Genomic DNA, 21,430 nt, shown 5'->3' with positions numbered 1-21,430 from the left:
TTAATATCTATATCAAAACACTTTTATTACCTTTACCACACAAATGAAATTTAAAATTCTAACTTTTTTATTCTTAACGCTAACCATGTGCGTAAAAGCGCAGCTTTCAGTTAAAGAAATCACCATTTTAAAAACAGAGTTGGTTAAGGCTGTAGAAGATTCGAAACTTACTGATTCACTTTCTGATAAATTGAACGCTATGCCAAATAAAACGGCATTAATTACTGGTTATGCCGGTACACTCGAAGCGTTAAAAGCCAAACATTCATGGAATCCGTACAACAAAATTAAGTATGTAAAACGTTCGTTAAAAATGATGCAAACAGCAATAAATATGGATAAAGAGAATATGGAAATCAGGTTTATGCGATTTTCAATAGAGCATTACACACCTGGTTTTTTAGGTTTTAGTAAAGATTTAGATGTTGATAGGAAAGAAATCGTGAAACATTACCAAAACAATAACTTTGGCTTGGCCGATAATACTTTGATTAAAAACGTAGCTAAATTTATGATTGATAGCAAACGCTGTTCGGCTGCAGAAATAAAAATCTTAAAAAAACACATTTAAATGAATTACATATACCTGCTTATAAATATTGGTGTAATCTTATTTCCGCTTATACTATCGTTCGATAAAAAGGTTTACTTTTTTAGTAAATGGAAATTTATTTTGCCGGCAATACTGGTAACAGGACTTGTGTTTTTAGTATGGGATTTACTTTTTGTAAAACTAAACGTTTGGTCCTTCAATCCCGATTATTTAGTTGGCATTAGCTTTTTCGGACTCCCACTAGAAGAAATTTTATTCTTTCTAACGGTGCCTTACGCTTGTATCTTTATTTACGAATGTTTAAATATTTACTTCCCTAAAAATGATTTGCAACGATACAGCTTAGCTTTAAGTAATTTGCTGCTTGGCGTTTGCATAGCCATTCTGTTTTTTGGCTGCAGCAAATGGTACACGGTTATTAATTTTGGGTTTCTGTTTGTGGTTCTTTTTTACGTAGAATACGTCAATTCGAAACTCCGTTTCATGTATAGATTTTACCGGGCATATTTGGTTTCTTTGCTGCCATTTTATATTGTAAATGGGTTTTTAACTGCAATTCCGGTTGTGATTTATAATGATAACGAAACTTTAAATATGCGTGTAGGGACCATTCCTTTCGAAGACCATTTTTACTTAATGAGTCTTTTGTTAATGAATGTGTTTCTTTACGAATTTTTTAAAAGCAGGGCAGCTAAAAAGATAGACTAGTTTTTCTAAACTAATCGTCTAAGAATAAAAGTTGTGTTTTGGAAATGAATGGCAGTATTTCTAGGGTGCTTTAGTCCTGCTTTACATTGCAATTTTTTTGTGATTGTTGGCTGAAAATCTACTGTAGCTGCAGCAAAAAAGATTTCCATTACAATCACCTTTGTAAACAAAGGAATTTGCAATTCGCGACTGAACAAATGAACTGCTGTTTTTGGAAATAACTCAGCCAATCGTCATTGCTAGGTTCGAAGCAATCTATGTGCGATTATGTTATTAACTTAAAAAATAAGATTGCTTCGTGCCCCGCAATGATGTGCAGAATAAAATGCTTCTAAATAATCTAAAATGGAATTACCTGTTTATACAAAAGCTCAACTTGCATTGCGCAACGGACAAGATAAGCCGCAAATTTGGGTGGCTTACAAGGGATTAATATATGATATGACTGATAGTAGATTGTGGCGCAACGGAAAGCACTACGAGCATTGGGCCGGACAGGATTTAACGGAGGAATTGGCAGATGCGCCTCATACGGAAGCTGTTTTTGAGAAATTTATGCCAATTGCCAAAATGCTTTGAATTAATAAGCCACAGATTGACAGAAAGAAATCTGACAATCTGTGGCTCAAAGAATATTGAATGCTTTCTAAGCTTCTATTGTAAATGAGCTTAAGTTTACAAACTGTTGAATTCTACCTGCAACTTCTTCTTCTGTTAAGTTTAATAATTTTTCGGTACCAAACTTTTCTACACAGAATGAAGCCAATGCCGAACCGTAAATAATGGCATTTTTCATATTGTTAAAGTTAATTGTGCCAACTTTAGCCAAGTATCCGATAAAACCACCAGCAAACGTATCGCCAGCACCAGTTGGGTCAAAAACCTCAGCTAAGGGCAGGGCAGGAGCAGAGAAAATTTGATCTTCGTGGAATAACAGTGCACCATGCTCACCTTTTTTAATGATTAAATATTTTGGCCCCATTGCTAAAATCTTCTGAGCCGCCTTAACTAATGAATATTCGCCAGAAAGTTGACGAGCTTCAGCATCATTAATCGTTAAAACATCTACCAATTTGATGGTTTCTAATAAATCATCCATCATTATATCCATCCAGAAGTTCATGGTATCCATTACAATTAGTTTTGGACGGTTTTTAAGGCGTTTAATAACTGTTTGCTGAACCTGAGGTGTTAAGTTGCCCAACATTAGGTATTCGCAATCCTGGTAACTCTCTGGGATGATTGGGTCGAAATTTTCTAAAACATTAAGTTCCGTAATTAAAGTGTCACGGCTGTTCATATCATTGTGGTATTTACCCGACCAGAAAAAAGATTTTTCTCCGGCTTTAATCTGTAAACCTTCAGTATCTATTCCGTGGTTGTTAAAGGTGTCGATATCCGATTTTGCGAAATCATCACCCACTACTGCAACAATTTTTGCTTTATTGTAAAAGTAAGAAGCAGCTAAACTTGCGTAAGTTGCAGCTCCACCAACAATTTTATCTGTTTTTCCAAAAGGAGTTTCAATAGCATCAAAAGCTACAGTACCTATGATTATCAGGCTCATATATTTTAATTTGAATTTTTTTAAAAATTTTTCACTGCAAATATTGCATAAATAATTTAAAAGCCCTAATATTGCATTCCCAAAACGAACAAGGGTATGCGAGCCGCAAGGCACAAAGAACCTCGTTTTAGGGAAAAACCAGCACTCCTTCTTAGCTCAGCTGGTTAGAGCATCTGACTGTTAATCAGAGGGTCGCTGGTTCGAGCCCAGCAGAGGGAGCAAAAATCCTCACAGCAATGTGGGGATTTTTTATAATAAATTGCCAAATGATTTTGGCGAAAATTTTTTAAACCAGGATAAATATTCCTTCTTAGCTCAGCTGGTTAGCGTCCCGTAGGTACGGGATTAATCAGAGGGAATAGAAAGGTTGAAAGAAAACATTCCTTCTTAGCTCAGCTGGTTAGAGCATCTGACTGTTAATCAGAGGGTCGCTGGTTCGAGCCCAGCAGAGGGAGCCTGAGTGGGCAAGCACGTTATACGGTCGCTTGCCCTTTGTTTTTTATGGGCTATCTTGCTGTTAATCAGGTAACTCATCTGATATGGAATGCTTCTCAAAACGGTTCGATGTTTGAGCTCTTCAAAAGTGAATTTTTTCCTGAACATCGAACCAATTATCTTTCTTTTTACGTAACTGTCTGAATTGCAGTATAATGCAAGAAGCTGTGTTATTTTCTCAATAACCTGGTTAAGTAAGCCGTCTAGCTCTTGAGCACTAATTAAATCTGATGAAACAATAGCAAGCCTGGTTTCAAGCGACATTATCTTGTTCTCTGCTTCAGATTTTATGGTGCTATAATCTGAAGCATCAATATCTCCTGCAAGCAAAAGCTCTCTGGCTTGAGTAATTCTGTTGTTTAAATCCGATATGGCATGTATACAGGCCATCTTTTGCTCTTTTTCATCTTTTCCAAAGTTGGAATGCCAGTCTTTTATGGCGATTTTAAAGTGCTCGCTGGAAACCGGGCGCAGGACGTGTTCTTTTATGATTTCCAATAAAACGTTGTCGGCGTCTTCTGCCTTAATCCGCCATCCGCAGGCTGATGAACAATGATAATAGTAATAATATCCTTTTCTTCCTTTGGATGCACTTGAGGTAGCGATTCTATCACACCTTGAGCAATTAAGGAAACCACGTAATGGCATGCGCTCATGCGCATAAATGGTTGTCTTTGCAATTCTCTTTCTGCCATCCAGTATGGTCTGAACCTCATTAAAGAGTTCTTCTGATATCAATGGCTTATGCTGACCTTTGACCCATTGTTCTTCTTCATCTTTGAAAGCTCTAACCGGAACTTTTCCGATATACACCTTGCTTCTGATGGCAATCAAAAATCTGTTTTTCTTACAGCTTAATCCCATTTCACTTGCCCGGTTGAAAATCTGCTGAGAAGAATAAGTCCCTAATGACAGCTCATTAAAAACCCACCTCATGATTTTTGCTTGCTTGTCGTCAAATCCAATGTATTTTCTGCCTTCTGGCGTGCATAGGTTTTTATAGCCAACTGGTGCGGTATTGGTCCATCTGCCTTCTTTGCGTGCTCTTCTGATGCCATAGAAAGTGTTTAAACCTCGCCTGTCATTCTCAATTTCCGGAGCGGTGAGGTAAATGGCTAACATCATTTTATTTTCTGGGACAGACATATCTAAAGGCTGTTCTATTGCCTGCGGTTCCACACCAAAAGATTTTAAAAGTGCGATCATTTGGTAAGCATCAGGTGCATTTCTGCTGAATCGGTCCCATTTGGTAAATAGTACCAAACTGGATTTTCCTTTACTTTTCTTAAGCTCTAGAACAAGTTTCGTCCATTCTGGTCGGATGAAGGTTTTAGCGGAATGGTCTTCAAAGATTACTTTTTTGATTTGTATGTTTTGCTTGCAGTAAGTGGGCAAAAGGTGCTATAGGAATGCCAACTGTAATTCGCGTTGGTGACAAGCTAGCTATGCTCTACGATGGGTTAGCAGGGAATGGTATTGGCCATATGAAAAGGGACATTGCCTTGGCGTGGATATCTTTACCAATATTGCCTGTTGAGATAAATTAAAGTTTTTGTGTCTAATTGAGCAACTAATTTGCCCTCTTTAATCTATAGACATTTGATAACATAACAGTTTAATGAATGATCATTAAAAGCGACTGATGATTATCACAGAAAAATAGTGGGATTAAAGCTTCATCCGAACCTCAAAGCAACTGGTTCGGTTATCGCTTTGCAGATGAGGATTACCATTTAGATAGAAGAAATATTAAAGTAATTGCATAAATAGTATATGGCTTCTAAACCTATTAAATTTGATGCTTTTAAAGGATTTTTAAACAGTTAAAACGAAGAAATAGGTTTAATGTATTTATTCTAATGTCATTAAAAAGCTAGAAATCCCATCAAAATTACAATTTAACACACCTGCACGGTGCGAATCTTCAATATCAACCCCAATTTCTTTATCCTTGAAGCTAAATTCCCCCTTCCGATTGCGCAATGGTGCGCTGGTCCGTGGCTATTCCAACTTTCAACGAAGTTTCTTGCTCCAATAGAGAAGCGATATCTTGAATTCGTGTTTCCGATTTCAAGGATTTTTCCTTCTACTGATTCCCCTTCGGCCATCAACAAAAGCATGCCTCCAGCACCATCTTCTACTACAGAAAGTAAGGTGACAGGACCTTGGGCAACCGACATTTCAACCGACAAACCCTGACCTACTTTTCCATGGTAAACCTTTAACGGTCTAACCTTTATTTTTCCCTCCGCAATTGTTGGATGACAGGGGCCGTCGTGGCCCATGAGTACCACATCATCTTTAAAGTCCATAGCATAATACTCCGTGAAGGAGCCACCAGCTTGAAAACTATCCATGATTTTCATCGCATGCACATTTTTTACTTCAAACTCTCCGGCCACCGGTATATTTCTACCAGTAAGAAGAGAGTTGCCTAGGATAACAGCGCTTGCAGTGCTTTCATTATCTAAATTGCCCGTTCCTTTATAGTAGTAGGCTAAAGAACCGAGTTTGTATTTAGCCACAAGTTTATCAAGTGCAACTGCAGTAATTGCAGCTCGGGCTAATTCATCGGGTATGCAATCTTCCTCTACATCGAATGCACTATTGATTTCAATAAGTTTTTTTTGTGTTTCTTCAGGCGTTACTGTCTTTTTCAAAGCGGAGAGTTCATCCATTTCCAAAACCTCCATATAACCACCAAATGTTGATGTTAGAAGGGTAAGGTCTGTGTAAATATCCATCATGCCACCATAATAATTTCCCATAATACCTATGCGGTTATAGTACATAATTTTTGCAACTCTAGTGGCCTCTATCCATTCTTTAATTTCACTTTCCACATGTTCATCATTTTCAAGCATGCCGGTAACCTGGAAGAAAGGGATTTTGCATCTTTTAAATACGTTTGCAATCTCCGGTACCGAGCATGGCGAGCAATAGGCAAGCCACTCGCCAGTCATTTTAGTCCGATTATCCATTTTATTAAAAATTTCATAATCAATATTGGTTCCAGGTGACAAATTGAGCACAATAACGGGTACGTTAGCCTTTCTCACTGCAGGTAATACTGTTGCAGAAAGTGCATATGTAGAAACGTAAAGAAACAAAATGTCTATATTTTCAGCTCTGAAACGGTCTCCGGCAATAAAAGCTGTATCCGCGTCATCAATTAGCCCAAGATTAATGATTTCGGCGTCATGCAACTGAAGTTTATTTTCTATTAAATCCAGGTGACCAATTAGCCTTTCCCTTAAACCTGCAAACTGCTCCCAATAGGTATCAAGTCCAACACAAAATAATCCAATTCTCATTTTTGAATTTAACACCATGCTTTTAAAATTTGTTGGTTTCAAAGGTATCTACTGCACCGTTTTAATAAATGTTGAATTTGACAAAAAGACTGTAGAATTTGACTTATTATGGTTTTTCAAATCTTTTTGGTTTTATTTGCGAGTAGCTCATTTTTTAATTGGTGATGTCCTTAATCTATGGAATTACCCGAAAAGCTGTAGGTATAAGATTAGCCTGATTAGTCGCTTGTTTTGTACATCGCTGCTTTAAATTAATATATTAAGATGATTAATTTTTTCAAATACCTTCCTGTAAGTCAAGAGGATGAAAGCTGGGGGCTAACTGTATTGAATGCGGGACGCACCTGCATTCAGGCTTCAGCTGATTATCCATTTAAAAATCATCCTGGTCATCATCAGTTTAAATGGGATAAATGGCGCATACTTCAAGAATATCAGGTAATATACATAACTAATGGTCAGGGTTTATTCGAATCCGAAAGTTGTGAACAGATGACCGTTGCCGCCGGGTCAATCATATTTCTATTTCCCAATGAAAGGCATCGTTACAGACCAGATGAAAATACCGGATGGGATGAACACTGGATCGGACTGAATGGTAAAATATTAGATCAGCTTGTAGTATCTGGTTACCTTAATCCAAAAGCCCCAATTTTATATATTGGATTTAACGATGCGGTATTAGACCTCTATAATACCATTATTGAAAACATCAGGGATGAAAGACCAGGTTATCAACCTTTGGTATCAGGTGCTGCACTGCATCTTATTGGCTTTTGCTATTGTGTATCAAAACAAAGTTTCGGGCTTACAAAGGAGGATGAGCTGGTTATTAATAAAGCAAGACTATTGTTTAGGTCAAATATCTGTAATGCGTACTCACCAGAGCAAGCTGCAGAAGATTTAAATGTTGGGTACTCCTGGTTTAGAAAGTTGTTTAAAAAACATACGGGGCTGTCCCCAGGTCAATACTATATTCAACTGAAAATAGAAAAAGCCAAGGAACTTTTAAGAAATGAAACCATACCTGTTAAAAGTGTTTCTTTTGAATTAAACTTTCAGTCAAGCTTTTATTTCTCAAAGATTTTCAAGGAAAAGGTTGGACTTAACCCGACAGAGTTCAGAAAAATAAATCTCATCTCTAGTAGCTAATAATCAAAATTGCTGAACTGCCAAATGGTCTTCACAATTTTTCTCAAAGAAGAAAGATATCAGCTTTTTAGAATGTTGGGAAGGGCAAATAGTTAAATAAGCTTACAAGTTATAAAAAGGGTTCATACCTATACTTTTATTTATAATCCATAAATCATAAAATATACAACAATTATCAAATAATATAAAAAGACTTTTTATTAAGAACTTATTTTTGGTTAAACGTTTTACTGACCGATATCTGTTAATTAATAAAACGACTAACCAATTATATTATGAAATTCTACATTGTTCTACTGTTATTTTTATGCCAGAGTTTAATCTCTAACTCACAAGTGGCCAATTTCTCTTCGGATGGTAAACAAATCACCAGGTTTGATGCGCTCGGAAATGCAGTTGATGCACATGATGGAGAAATTGCGCTTTTCAACGGAACCTATTATCTGTACGGAACAAGCTACGATTGTGGTTTTGAATGGAATAATAAAACAGCCCCTTTCTGTGGTTTTAAAACATATTCTTCAAAAGATATGGTGAACTGGAAAGATGAAGGTTTTTTATTTGATGCTCAAACGCCACTTTGGCAATCAAGATGTGATGGAAAAACTTACGGTTGTTTCCGTCCGCACGTTATCTATAATAAAAAGAACAAAAATTATGTGCTTTGGATAAACGTTTATGATAATGTTAGCGGTTACCGGGTTTTCACGAGTAAATCACCAATCGGGCCGTTTATCGAAGTTGCTGAACCCAAAATTGCAGTTAACAGTAAGATGCCTGCTGCAGGATTGAATAATGGAGACCATGATCTTTTTATTGACGACGATGGAACAGGATACCTTGCATTTACAGATTGGCGAACAAAAGGTAGCATTGTTGTAGAACAACTAACAGAAGATTATCTTTCGGGCAACGGAAAAGTTTCAAGTGCTGTTACCGAAGGTAAAACGGAAGCCCCTGCCTTATTCAAACGAAATGGTATTTATTATATAACTTATTCAGATCCCAATTGTGGCTATTGTTCAGGGACAGGAACTTCTTACAAAACAGCTAAATCTCCCTTGGGGCCATGGTCAGATGGAAAAAGAATCAGCGATAATTCTTGTGGAGGACAACCGTCTTTCGTATCGACAATGAAGGTGAATTCGGAAACAATATATCTGTATGGCAGCGATTTATGGAACAATGCAGCAAAAAATGAGGCGCAGGCTAATTACTATTGGGCGCCACTGAGCTTTGCCGAAGACGGGTCTATTAATCCTATGAACTGTCTGACAACCTTTTCAGTTAAAAAAGGTGGAGATTCATCGCCCGAAGCATTTTCTGCAAGCTGCGATTTAGATAAAACCAAGCAGCGTAGCCAGATATTTACGGCAGGCAAATCCGGGATGCTAAATTCATTCGTACTTAATACGCTTAAAAGTGGCTATCCGGATGCCGATCTCATATTGGATTTCTACGAATTTACCGATAGTCTCACATCAAAAAACAAGTTGCTGAAAAAAATATCTATTCCGCGGGATTCAATAGGTTGGTCTGCGAAGAATATAAAAACCACTCCAAAGATTGTTTTAGCGAAAGGCAAAAAATACCAGGTAATTATTTCCACCCAAACCAGCAAAGGCTGTTATGGATTTGCGCTAGGAAATTTAGTAGAAAATACAACAGATTTCACCGCATCTAGCAAGGACACCGGGCAGAGTTTTCAACCAGAAAAAAACAGGAAAATTAAATATAGCTATACAATTAAATAGCAGAAGTTAATTTTTAAGCACAAATAATTACAGTTAATCGCCCGAAAAATATGCGATGAGGGATTGCTATGTTCATTCCCCATCAGGCGAGGATTGCCGAAAATATACTATCAATAGCGGTATTGGATAGTTGATTAGTAATGTTTATCCGGCTGGTTTTCCAGCCGGAATAATTATCCCGAACTAACAAAGAATCATTTAACAAACCAAATTAACCATGGAAAAATTTACTTTAAAGAATGCATATGCTCTTGTAAGAAGCAGGGGTGGCTTTCGGGCAACAAAGGCTGCAGTCTTTATGCTCAGCTGCTCGCTTGCAGCCTTCAGTACAATGAGCTTTGCAAATCCTGTAATTGAAAAGGGTGAACATAAAGTTCTGCTAAAACTTAAGCGCATAGATGTTTCAGGGCGAATTGTGGATAAAGACGGACAACCTATACCAGGCGCTACAATCCGCGTAAAATCCAGTAGGATAGCTACAATGAGTGATAGTGATGGTCGCTTTACGATAAAGGGTATTGCAGCAGATGATATGTTGGTTATATCTTTTCAAGGATATACGCAGAAAGAACTGCCCGCATCGGCTAATCTGTCTTCAATACAGTTAGCTGATGCTGAAAATAATCTGAATGATGTTGTAGTTGTAGGTTACGGAACGACACAAAAGAAAGATTTAACCGGTTCAGTTTCCACAATTTCTTCTGCTCAGGTTAAGGATTTGCCAGTTAGTTCAATTGACCAGAAGCTTGTTGGTCAGATTGCTGGTGTGCAGATAAGTGCGCCAACCGGAGCTCCGGGAGGTGGTGTAAATGTAAAAATTAGAGGGACAGGATCCATCACTGCCGGGAATAATCCATTGTATGTTGTGGATGGATTTGCCATTTCGAATTCAGGTGGTCAGGTTTATAATCCTTTAAATGTTATTAGTCCGGATGATATTGAAACCGTAACAGTTTTAAAAGATGCATCCTCCACTGCAATTTATGGTTCACGTGGTTCAAATGGTGTAATTGTAATCACTACGAAACGCGGTAAAACCGGCCCGCCAGTGGTAAGCATCAACTCTTACATTGGTGCTCAACAGGTGCCGCAAAAAGGTCGTCCAGATGTATTGAACGGTACAGAATATGCACAATTTAGAAAAGAAATGATAATTGATGCCCGAGCTGCTAACGGACAAACAACCACGGATGCTGACATTCCATTAGAATTCAGAAATCCTGCTCAGTATGGCGAAGGAACCGACTGGTATGATGCAGTACTGAGAACAGCCACTCAAAGTAATATTGATGCAAGTATTCGCGGCGGTTCTGAGAGTACAAGATATTCGGCTTCAGTTGGTCGACTTGAGCAGCAAGGCACAATAAGGTATACAGATTACAGAAGATATTCTGTAAACTTTAACATCGAATCAGACCTCAGCAAAAAAATAAAGGTTGGTCTGAGTATAGCGCCAAGTGGTGGAATTCAAAATAGAAATGGTTTTGAATCCGGTCAAAGAGATATATTAACCCGTACTTTATGGCTTAGTCCAATTGTACCTATCACAGATGCAGCAGGTAACCGAACTACTTTCATCACTTCTCCAGGTGCAATCGGAGCTGGTAATCCTTTAAATACGCTCGAATTTGCAGGTACAAAGGCGAAATATTTCAGAGGTTTGGCAACTGCCTTTGCAGAGTATAAAATCATCGACGGACTTAAAGCAAAATACAGCTTCAATTATGACTATATCAACAACAGTTCATTCGCATTTAGTCCATCATTTGTAATCGGCGAAACTGGAAATACCAATCCAAATCCTTCAATACCTTCATCTAGTACTGCTCAGAATACAACTTCTAACTGGTTATCGGAAATCACATTATCTTATGATAAAGAATTTGGTACTGACCATAAAATTAGTGCTGTTGCAGGTTATACTGCGCAGCAAGAACGCTACGAAGGATTTAATTTTGGCGCAACAAATTATCCTGATAACTTAATTCAGACTATAAACGCTTCTACTTTGCTTAATGGTGCAGGGGCAGGGATTGAAAAATGGGCATTAATTTCTTATCTGGCAAGGGTAAATTATACTTTTAAGGATAAATATTTACTAACCGCAACAGTAAGATCTGATGGTTCTTCACGCTTTGGCTCGAATTATCGTTATGGTACATTTCCATCGGCCGCATTTGCATGGAGAGCATCCGAAGAACAATTTTTAAAAAATGCGACTTGGTTAAGTGACTTAAAATTGAGAGCGAGTTATGGCCGTACTGGTAATTTTAACATTCCGAATTATCAGTATGCAGCAAGCATAGGTTCATCAAATTATTCTTTTGGTGGAGGCTTGGCCAATGGTAGAGTTTCAGGCTCGATAGCCAACCAGAATTTAACATGGGAAAAAGCAGATGAACTGGATTTAGGTTTAGACTTATCGGTATTTAAAAGCAGATTAGGTTTAACCTTCGATTTCTATAACCGCATAACTAGTGATTTACTGTTAAATGCAGAACTTCCTTCGGCTTCGGGTTTCTCTACTTCAACCATCAATCTGGGGAAAGTTAGAAACAGAGGTTTTGAAATTGGATTGACTTCAAAAAATTTAACAGGTGAATTTACCTGGAGCACAAATGCAAACATCAGTATTAACAGAAATATTGTTTTAGAACTTAATCCAGGCAATAATAATGCGCCGATATATAGCGGAAGAAGTGGTGGTGGTTATTCAACACACAAAACAGAAGTTGGTAAACCAATCGGACAATTTTTTGGTTTCCAGTTCGATGGTATCTACCAAAATGCAGCGGAACTTGCCAGTCAGCCTAAGCATGGCTCATCGGTAGTCGGCTCTGTTCGATATAAAGATATCGATGGCAATGGAATCATCGAAGAGGTAAAAGATTTTACTGTAATTGGAAATGCTCAGCCTGATTTCACATATGGAATTACCAATAATTTCGGTTATAAAAATTTCGACTTAAACATTTTAATCGTTGGAACCCAAGGTGGGCAGATTATGAAGACAGGTAATGAATTCTTCTTGAATACTGACGGGGTTTTCAACGTTGATCGCCGTGTGCTTGACAGATGGAGATCGCCTTCTAATCCAGAAAATGGTTTTGCACCTACCACAAACGGGGGCAGAACGCTCTATCGTGAAGTGAATTCTCAATGGATAGAAGATGCAAGCTTCTTGCGCATTCAAAATGTTTCCTTGGGGTATAATTTCAAACAGAAGTTTATCACCTCATCGAAATTTATAAAAACCCTTAGATTGTATACGAGCGTTCAAAATCTTGTAACATTCACAAAATACAGTGGTGCAAACCCGGAAGCAGGTACCAATGATGGCTTTTCTGCATTAACACCCGGACGCGATTTCACAGCATATCCGCTTCCTAGAATTATAACTGCAGGTATTAACATGACCTTTTAATTAGAAAGAATATGAAAACTTATTCAAGATATTTATCAATTACTTTTTTCCTTTTTGTTGCAACATTCTCCGCTTGTAAAAAGGATTTTCTGAATCAAACGCCCGAATCCAGTTTAACAGATGTAAACTTTTGGAAAACGGAATCAGATCTTAAGCAAGGCGTTAATGGTGCATATAGTTCGTTACGCGGGCTGGGAACGTTTAGCTTCTGGCTATTTGGTGAAATGCGCTCTGATAATACTACATTTCAATATAATGCGCCTCAAAGAGGGCAGGAAAACAGGGAGCAGGTAGATCAGTTTCTTGCTAATTCTGCCAATACGCTGATACAGGATTTTTGGAGGGATACTTACACCTCTATATTCAGGTGTAATGATGTGTTGGATCACGTAGATGGTATCACAATGTCGGCTGCGGGCAAAACACAAGCCATCGGAGAAGTAAAATTCTTGAGGGCTTTCCATTACTTTAATCTGGTGAGACAGTTTGGTGGGGTGCCATTGAGACTTGAAGTAACGAAGTCACCAACTGATGCACCATCTAAAGGAAGAGCAACGGTAGATGCGGTTTATGCACAAATTATTTCAGACTTGAATGATGCTGCAACTAATCTGCCGGAAGTGGGCAGTTATCCAGCTTCAGAGAAAGGCAGAGTTTCTAAAGGTTCTGCAAACGCCTTGTTAGGCGAGGTCTACATGACGCAGAAAAAGTTTACCGAAGCCTTAACCGCTTTGAGGAAAGTAACTGGTTATAGCTTATTACCAAGTTATGCTAGTATCTATTTAACAACAAACAAGAACAATGCAGAATCTATTTTTGAGATTCAATATTACTCAACTGCAGGTACAAATCTTTCAAGCAACTTTATGTATCAGTTTGCGCCATTTAATTCTGGTACGGCAGTTACACAGGATCCGGGTACAAATTTAAGTTTTGGTAGCGGATGGAATATACCGACATCGGATTTAATTTCTTCTTATGAACCTGGTGATCTACGAAAAGATGTTTCTTTAGCAGAAGGATTTACTGGTACCGCAGGATTTGTCGCTGTACCCTACATTAAAAAATACAATCAGGGTTTTGTACAACCCGGACAAACGAATGTAAACTTTCCGGTAATACGTTATGCCGATGTTATGCTCATGATAGCAGAATGCCTTAATGAACAGGTTTTTACAGCAGGGGGTGAGGCATTTAATTTGCTAAATGCGATTAGAACAAGAGCAGGCCTTCCGGCTAAATCCTCGGGTAATCTAGTAGCAGCGCTGAATGTAAATTCTCAGGCAGCTTTCCGCGAAGCGATTTACCAAGAGCGAAAAGTGGAACTTGCATTTGAAAACCATCGTTGGTTCGATTTGGTCCGTACAGGTAAAGCAGTTGATGTGATGAATGCTCATGGTCAAAGAGAAATTGCAAAAGCACCTTCACAATTTCCAACAGGTGCATACGTACTAACGCCAAATAAAACCTTGCTGCCTATTCCTCAGAGGGAAATTATTTTAGATAATCTAACACAGAACCCACAATAAGGCAGAGGGCTCTTAAATGAAGAGGACAGGCATAGCCCGTCCTCTTTTCTTTCGAAGATTTGTTCCTTTCGACGTAAAATTTTGTCAGTAAGGAAATTATTACAAATGTTAACCCAGATCGATAAGAATTGAGTTTTTTATGTTGTATCGGTTGGGTTTTCCCAAGCAAAACCAAATGCAAATTATCTAATGGACAGCAAGCTGAAAACCATAAACTTATCTAAATAAGCGATCGGTGTTGAATGATCATTAATTCATATTGATAAATGAATTGGGGAAAGGCTTTCGTATTTTTTAGATGTGTACAAATTGTCAAAATCCAGTTCAGTTTTTCCATCCCTAAGCCTTGTTATGTCGAATTCCTCCTGCGGCCTCCTTCAATAACTTTTAAGTGTTTATAATAATCTATGAAAGAACTCCGAGATTCAGGGTTGCAAATACTAATCCGAATGGAGTTGTAACGCTGCTGCGGAAAACCACATAGCCAAAACATAAGTCCGTCTAAAATTTTAAAAAATTGATTTTTGTTAAGCTATACCTAAACAATTTCACTTCTCTACATACTTTATATCCATTGATTATCTACCCAAATTCGGTTAGTCTCCTCACCTATTTTTATCCCTATTTTTGATATAAAAGGTTGACTTAAGTCTAATCTGTAAATTAAGAATAGTGCAAATAGCCATATGAAATTGTAAGCATACCATTCTATTCGCTTCGAAGATTTACAGATTCAACTTGGATAAGATCATAACTTACAAGGTTTATTTCAGTTAGTTAAATTAATAGTAATAGAATTTAGCTACGGGAGGATCAAGTTTTATGATTATGGTCAATTTTTTTTTGATGTATTTTTATTTAGCAAATTAAACCATAACCAAATTAAATTATTTATCAAATGGAAAATGATATCAGCATATACGCTTTTCATAAGGATGGCCCAAAGCAAACCGTAGCCCTGGGGCAGTACCAAAAATAAGGATTGGTGGCCCAATCAGCTAAAACTAAATATTTTAAGACAGAATGCTCTCAGTCAGATCCTTATGGGGATTTCGATTATTGTGAAGGTATGTTGTTTGCTTTCTTCTAACAGCCATAAAATTAAAATGAAATCGAACCATTACAAACTTATTGTATTCTCCTTTCTAGTGATTTGTGCCACTAGATTGCAAACAAACGCACAAGCGATCATTTTGCCAGATAGTATTTCAGTAAGAATCCTTGCTAGCTATGATTCTGTAGGAAAGTTTCACAGAAATATTTTTGGTGAAAACTATCGTAAAGATTATTCACTGCCGACCACTGTGCCCATCATACAATTGTCCAGAATTGCGGGAGGATTAAAAGCGATCCAAAGGGGTGGGGGGTAACCAAACGCATTCAGTAAGACTTGAAGATTCAAATGGAAATGAGTGGACGCTGAGAAGTATCGAGAAGTATCCTGAAGGTCTAATACCTGAGCAACTTAGAAATACTTTTTTAAAGGATATCATTAAAGATAATATGTCTGCGCAACATCCCTTTTCGGCTCTGGTTGTCCCCGAGCTTGCCCAGGCGATCGGTGCCCCCCATAGCAACCCTGTAATTGGATGGGTTGCAAAGGACGCAGGATTAGGTGAATATGCCAAGGACTTTCAGGAAACGCTATGCCTGCTGGAATTACGGGAACCCATAGGGAAAACAGATAATACCGCTAAGATGCTTAGCAAAATAACGCAGGATAATGATATCACTATTGCCTGGCAAATGTATCTTAAACTGAAGGCACTTGATGTGCTTTTAGGTGACTGGGATCGCCATGAAGACCAATGGAGGTGGAAACTCCAAAAATCTCCTCAGGGAATGATTTACCTCCCCGTTCGCAGGGATCGGGATCAAGTTTTTTACCGTTCTGACGGAATGATACAGCGGATGGCGCAATCTTCCTGGTTACTACCCATGATGCAGGGATATGAGCGTGACATTCAGGACATCAATTGGTTTTTATGGGAGGGCAGAGAAATAAACAGCCGGATATTTAGCCAAATTGATGAAAAGGAATGGATGAGTGTTGTGAATGATTTCTGCTCCGCTATGACTGACGAACGACTGATATCGGCACTTGAAAAGTTGCCCGAACCAGGTTATTCCCTTCACAGAAAAAATCTGATCGATCAGCTCATAAAAAGAAGAGATGCACTGCCGGATTTAATGAAACAATATTATCTTTTTTTTAATCGCATTGTTGATATAGAGCTCTCGGACAAAAATGAACTTATTGAACTAAACCAGGCGACGGGAAACGGGCTAACAGTTGAAGTGTCCAAACTTAATCGATCAGGAAAAATCGGCAAACAACTATATAATCGAACCTTTAGTCCAAATCTTACAAAAGAAGTAAGGGTATATCTGCATAGCGGTATGGACAGCGTTAAAGTGAACGCAATTTCAACAAAGATAAAAATCCGAATTATTGGGGGGCAGGGCGAAAAATATTACCTCATGGATGAAGATGCAACAAGAGTGAATACCTACGACAGGCGGGATAATGCCATTTATCGTGGAGCAGGTGTCAACCGTTTAAACAAACATCTTTCCAATGATAGCACCAATACCATTTATGTCGCCAAGGATCTTTATGCCAGGCATCTGATTTTCCCCATTAAACCTTACTTGATATACTTTCTTCCATATCATATGATTATGTTGAAACAGATGTAATTTCGGAAATGTTAATCGAATCTAATATACAGGGTTTTTATTCTTAAATTACCCATCTGAAAATATAACTCAATGAGTGAGCCAATCAGTCAGCACATAGTGCCAAAATGTTATCTGCAAAATTTTGCTGTGGAAAAGCGCAAAGACGAGTTTTTTGTTGATGTACTTTTCAACCAAAGTGAGGTTCAAAAAATTCACAGACAGAACATTAAAAATATTTGTAAGATAAGAGATTATTATACATTCGATGATTTGCCGGAAAATGAAAAAAGGTGGCTTGAAAGATACTATTCCAAGCACATAGAAAGCATATATCATGATATCTATCAAACCCTAATCAATCCTGAAGTGGACTTGATCACTCCTGAATTGAAGACCAAAATATTGGTTTACATTATTGCGCAAGAACTTAGAACTCCGAAACTTGCTGAAGCATTAAACTCGATTTTCAACAGTACAATCGAGTATGCTTTTTTGGCACACGAACAACTTGGGGTACAAAAAAAGATTTATTCTGCCGATGATTCAGCGGTATATGACCTTGAAGGAAAAACTATCGAGGAGGCTATTAAAGAAAGCAACAACTCAAATAGACAATCCGCTAATCTTGAAAGTGTAAGAAGGTTAAAGCGAATTGCAGGGTTGAAGATGGACTATCATATACTTGTAACGCCTTATGAAGGTAATTTAGGACTGATATCCAGTGATAGGCCAGTTCACGCAGACTGGCCACTATATTCTCCTGATTGCAAATTTAATCTGCCAATTGACAGGAGTCATATGGTCAGTCTTTACCCCTTTGATAAAGAAGTAGATTCGAATCCTCTGAAAATTTTGAGGCTGGAACATGACATATCGCAATCGGATTTTTTCGTTTCAATATATAATATGCACCAAGTTGAAAAGGCGGATCGATATTTATATGGAGAAAAAAGTGATATTTTAAAGGCTATCAACCAGTACGATGAACTTAAAATGCGGAATGGTAACTGTTAGGTCTGCAACAAATAATGTCCTTGATGTATGGTTAATCATTCTATCAGCTAGTTAGGGTTTTAAAGAGCGATGATTTATGTGGATTCTTTCCAGTCTCGCGTGAAAATCTCATCCAACTTATCCAGGTACCCAGGCTCATCTTTCAGCAATTTGTCTAAATTATCATTTAGTTTAACAATAATCTCAACAAAATATTTTAAAGAAGGCATTAGAATAGTAGTTTTGTCGTTAGTACTATTCCATGAAAGCGAATTAATACTGATCTGATTTTCGTGAATAGAACTTCCATAGTCTTGGAATTCGTGTTTAAAATGATGATTATGTACATGATAATTATCTCTTTCAGTTTTATGTTTGCATACCGAATTGATAAAGTTTGAAAGTTGCTTTAGTTCTCCCGAATTAAAAATATACTTCTCAATATCTTCGCCCATTCCTTTCTTTTCTTTTATATCCTTTAACATGCCGTGGAGGTAAATAAAATCTTCTAAAATTTCAGAAGCAACTAACATGATCTTTGTATAGAACCTGAATAATACTAAAAGGATTTTTAATGAGTAGAGTCAGCCTTACTCGCACAAATTTAGCCGCTCCAGTTACTACACCTGTTGTGGGTTTATGGGTTTTTAATACTAATACAACAACAGGCCTAAATGCGGTTACCGCTAATAATGTTTACATGTGGAATGGAAGCAGTTGGGAACCATACTCTTCCACAGATGATATTCTAACTCGAATATCACCGGATGATTTTTTTATGAAATCTCCAACAGATTTATCATTAACATCTGCAACCTTAACGAGTTTTAATGCGGGTACATTAATTCCAGTGCCTTGGGAAACAAGCAGTGTTGCGATAGCAAATCCAACATACGTTACATTTAATGCAGATTTACAGGGTTTTACAATTAAAAAATCTGGTTTTTATGAGATTTCTGGGTTTATAAATTATAATCCGAAAATTAACAGTACAAGTAGCAAAACAGCACTTAGATTAGTGCTTCAGGTAAATAAACTTGGCGTTTGGACAGACCGAATTGCTGTGAACTCTACCTTTGAGGAGATGGCCACTAATACGGTACAAACAATTACAATACCATTTGATATTATTAAGTTAGATGCAGGTGATCAGTTTAGGTTTGTAATTACCAAACCTAATACCGGTGGTAATACTGATCATGCTTCTACGGCTGGAATTACCTCGATTACAGGAGATTTCAGAAAGTCTTTTAGAATTACATTTATTAATTAGGAATTTTATTTTAAAAGTAAAATTTTTAAAAAATGCCAACAAGAACCAACTAATTTTTGGCGCTTGTTGGTTGAAGTACTTTTAAAAGCTCACAAACTTTACACCTAAACTCATCCATCTTGATGGTAAAGGTATGGCTCCTATTTCGTTATATGTTGTATCAAATATGTTTTGTGCATCTAAAAAGAAAGTAAACTTATTTACCGATTGCGAAAATCTTATATCGTTTATCCAATAAGATGGTCCGGACATTCTTTGATTAAAGCGTGTAGCAAATAATACTGAAAAGTTTGCATACCGAAAATCAACAGTATTTGTAACCTGGTGCTTCAATGATGATATTAAATACTTAAAAGCCAATTGCGAATTGATGCCCGTAAATTCTGAGTCGAGATAAGAATAACCTAAATGAAGATTGATTTTAGATTTTTCTGCAACCGCGAAATTATAGTTTGCTCTAAAGTTAAAGCCATTCGTTTGTAAATCTCCAATGTTATTACTCTGCCATGGTTCAGTGGTTACTGTACGCGTCCAATCTATAAATTTATCAATATTCCTGAAGAAATAATTTGCATTAAAATTGAAGTTTCCTCTATCTATTTTAAAGCCTAATTCTGCCTGTAAAGCATTTTCTGGAGCAAGATTTTCGTTACCAATATTTCCAGGGCGTTGGTTTAAATATAAATCAGTAAAAGATGGAATGCGCTGACTTGTACCAATATTGGTAACCAGCCTAATGCCATTTGCAATTTCGTAACTCGCATCTAAGCCTGGATAAATTTGCCACTTGTAATCAGAGTTGTAGTTAAGATAAGTACCAATATTTACGTTTAATTTTTCTAATAATTGTGTTCTGTACTGAGCGTAAATGCCTAAATTATCCCTGTTTCGTTCACCAATGCTGGTAGAATTAATATCGTCTTTTCTTGCCTCTGCCCCAAAGCCAAATTCGCCGCTTGTAATTTTGTAGGTGGTGTTTAATTCGGCAGAAAAGGAGTTGCTATAGTGTCTGCTTCTACCAGCGTTTAAATTTGTAGGTCCGAAATAGCGGTAATCATCAAAATTATAGCGGTAGCTTAAACGAGGCATTAAAATCCATTTATCTGAAATTAGGTGTTTAGATTGCAAAGATGCTAATGTGGTTTGCACTTGTTCATCTGAATTTCTATCGCCAGGACTAGCATAGAATCCGTTTGCACCAAAACCACTTTTTACATAACCAAAAAGTGCATCAATTGTATTCGATTCATCAATTTGAAAATTACCTTGGTATAGTAATTTATTATTTTCGAAACCGGTGTTAAATCGGTAACCATTTCCTTTATCATGCGAAGCAAAAAGTGAATGCTGGTGATTTTTTTTGCTTAGTACGCCGCCTATCTGTATACCTCCGCCCACAAAGGTTTTTCCATTACCATCTGTATTTTTTTCAAAATTTGAACCTGCGTAAGTTGAAATTAATGCCCCAGAAGTTGTTGGCTTTTTAGTAATAATATTAATTGCACCTGTTAAGCTATTTATGCCATAAATTCTGGCTGCGGGGCCGCGGATTATTTCTATGCGTTCAATAGCCTCAACCGGAATAGGTAGGTTTAGCATATTGTGAGCAGTTTGCATGTCGATTATTTTTGTTCCGTTCAAAAGCAATACGGTTTGCTCAAAACTGCCACCATCTATACTAATATCTGCCTGACCGCCAAAAGCACCTCGTTGTCTAATATCTATACCGTTAGCATATTGCAGTACTTCCTGAAGTGTTCTGCCAGGTAATTTGGCAATGGTTATATTATCTATCACATAAATATTTCTGTTTTGCTTCGAAATTGGCGTGTTGAATCGATTTTCATTAATTACAACATCGTTCATGTTGATAGTGCTGTCTTTTTTGGTTTGGGCAAACACAGCTCCCGTAAGATTTGTAAAAAGAATAGCAAAGTAAAGTTTTTTCATTCGTATGTTTTTTTTGCAAAATTAGTATCTTGCCGT

At 37.4% G+C, this 21,430-nt stretch carries 15 protein-coding genes and 2 tRNA genes; 12 read left to right on the top strand and 5 right to left on the bottom strand.

All coding sequences use genetic code 11. The annotated features are described in order from the left end of the window. Positions 1 to 43: 43 nt before the first annotated feature. The 3 genes from QWY86_RS14460 (at position 44) to QWY86_RS14450 (ending at position 1,840) form a co-directional block, all read left to right on the top strand. Entirely contained in the window at positions 44 to 571 is a 528-nt protein-coding gene (locus QWY86_RS14460; RefSeq protein ID WP_290243052.1) for a hypothetical protein, read from the top strand. Further along, on the top strand, positions 572 to 1,261 hold the full coding sequence (locus QWY86_RS14455; protein WP_290243051.1) for a lycopene cyclase domain-containing protein: 690 nt from the start codon (positions 572 to 574) through the stop codon (positions 1,259 to 1,261). Positions 1,262 to 1,606: 345 nt separating this feature from the next. Then, positions 1,607 to 1,840, top strand: a complete 234-nt coding sequence (locus tag QWY86_RS14450) for a cytochrome b5 domain-containing protein (RefSeq protein ID WP_290243050.1) — start codon at positions 1,607 to 1,609, stop codon at positions 1,838 to 1,840. A 67-nt stretch (positions 1,841 to 1,907) separates the two neighbouring features. Here QWY86_RS14450 and QWY86_RS14445 read toward each other — a convergent pair whose 3' ends face one another. Beyond that, entirely contained in the window at positions 1,908 to 2,828 is a 921-nt protein-coding gene (locus tag QWY86_RS14445; protein ID WP_290243049.1) for a PfkB family carbohydrate kinase, read from the bottom strand. A gap of 145 nt (positions 2,829 to 2,973) precedes the next feature. On the opposite strand from QWY86_RS14445, the gene QWY86_RS14440 reads away from it, so the two are divergent. Together QWY86_RS14440 and QWY86_RS14435 are read left to right on the top strand one after the other, a co-directional pair. Then, a tRNA-Asn gene (locus QWY86_RS14440) sits at positions 2,974 to 3,047 on the top strand. Between the two features lie 162 nt (positions 3,048 to 3,209). Next, positions 3,210 to 3,283: transfer RNA gene (locus QWY86_RS14435), tRNA-Asn, on the top strand. Here the strand turns inward: QWY86_RS14435 and QWY86_RS14430 are convergent. Beyond that, positions 3,249 to 4,718 (bottom strand): recombinase family protein, encoded by a 1,470-nt coding sequence (locus QWY86_RS14430; protein ID WP_290243048.1) that lies wholly within the window; start codon positions 4,716 to 4,718, stop codon positions 3,249 to 3,251. The two genes, QWY86_RS14435 and QWY86_RS14430, sit on opposite strands and share 35 nt — an antisense overlap. Before the next feature lie 503 nt (positions 4,719 to 5,221). Next, positions 5,222 to 6,637 (bottom strand): arabinose isomerase, encoded by a 1,416-nt coding sequence (locus QWY86_RS14425; protein ID WP_290243047.1) that lies wholly within the window; start codon positions 6,635 to 6,637, stop codon positions 5,222 to 5,224. A 264-nt stretch (positions 6,638 to 6,901) separates the two neighbouring features. Here QWY86_RS14425 and QWY86_RS14420 point away from each other — a divergent pair, with 264 nt between their 5' ends. From QWY86_RS14420 to QWY86_RS14395, 6 genes are all read left to right on the top strand, one after another. Next, positions 6,902 to 7,789 (top strand): helix-turn-helix domain-containing protein, encoded by an 888-nt coding sequence (locus QWY86_RS14420; protein ID WP_290243046.1) that lies wholly within the window; start codon positions 6,902 to 6,904, stop codon positions 7,787 to 7,789. A 275-nt stretch (positions 7,790 to 8,064) separates the two neighbouring features. Further along, entirely contained in the window at positions 8,065 to 9,543 is a 1,479-nt protein-coding gene (locus tag QWY86_RS14415) for a family 43 glycosylhydrolase (protein WP_290243045.1), read from the top strand. A gap of 217 nt (positions 9,544 to 9,760) precedes the next feature. After that, positions 9,761 to 12,967 carry a SusC/RagA family TonB-linked outer membrane protein gene (locus QWY86_RS14410; protein WP_290243044.1) on the top strand — a complete coding sequence of 1,069 codons (3,207 nt, stop codon included), beginning with the start codon at positions 9,761 to 9,763 and terminating at the stop codon, positions 12,965 to 12,967. Between the two features lie 11 nt (positions 12,968 to 12,978). Continuing rightward, the gene (locus QWY86_RS14405) at positions 12,979 to 14,496 is read left to right on the top strand and encodes a RagB/SusD family nutrient uptake outer membrane protein (RefSeq protein ID WP_290243043.1); all 1,518 of its coding nucleotides are present in this window, start codon (positions 12,979 to 12,981) and stop codon (positions 14,494 to 14,496) included. Positions 14,497 to 15,855: 1,359 nt separating this feature from the next. Further along, positions 15,856 to 17,196 (top strand): hypothetical protein, encoded by a 1,341-nt coding sequence (locus QWY86_RS14400; RefSeq protein WP_290243042.1) that lies wholly within the window; start codon positions 15,856 to 15,858, stop codon positions 17,194 to 17,196. Positions 17,197 to 17,268: 72 nt separating this feature from the next. Further along, positions 17,269 to 18,192 (top strand): DUF4238 domain-containing protein, encoded by a 924-nt coding sequence (locus QWY86_RS14395; RefSeq protein ID WP_290243041.1) that lies wholly within the window; start codon positions 17,269 to 17,271, stop codon positions 18,190 to 18,192. 74 nt (positions 18,193 to 18,266) lie between these two features. On the opposite strand, the gene QWY86_RS14390 is transcribed toward QWY86_RS14395, so the two are convergent. Further along, the gene (locus QWY86_RS14390) at positions 18,267 to 18,704 is read right to left on the bottom strand and encodes a hypothetical protein (protein ID WP_290243040.1); all 438 of its coding nucleotides are present in this window, start codon (positions 18,702 to 18,704) and stop codon (positions 18,267 to 18,269) included. Positions 18,705 to 18,745: 41 nt separating this feature from the next. Here QWY86_RS14390 and QWY86_RS14385 point away from each other — a divergent pair, with 41 nt between their 5' ends. Further along, positions 18,746 to 19,444, top strand: a complete 699-nt coding sequence (locus QWY86_RS14385) for a phage tail-like protein (RefSeq protein WP_290243039.1) — start codon at positions 18,746 to 18,748, stop codon at positions 19,442 to 19,444. An 81-nt stretch (positions 19,445 to 19,525) separates the two neighbouring features. On the opposite strand, the gene QWY86_RS14380 is transcribed toward QWY86_RS14385, so the two are convergent. Then, the gene (locus QWY86_RS14380) at positions 19,526 to 21,394 is read right to left on the bottom strand and encodes a TonB-dependent receptor plug domain-containing protein (RefSeq protein WP_290243038.1); all 1,869 of its coding nucleotides are present in this window, start codon (positions 21,392 to 21,394) and stop codon (positions 19,526 to 19,528) included. Positions 21,395 to 21,430 lie beyond the last annotated feature (36 nt).

Source organism: Pedobacter aquatilis (assembly GCF_030409415.1).
GTDB classification, from domain to species: Bacteria; Bacteroidota; Bacteroidia; order Sphingobacteriales; family Sphingobacteriaceae; genus Pedobacter; species Pedobacter aquatilis.
Note: the sequence above shows the minus strand (reverse complement) of the source record. Positions and strands in the feature narration are given on the sequence as shown.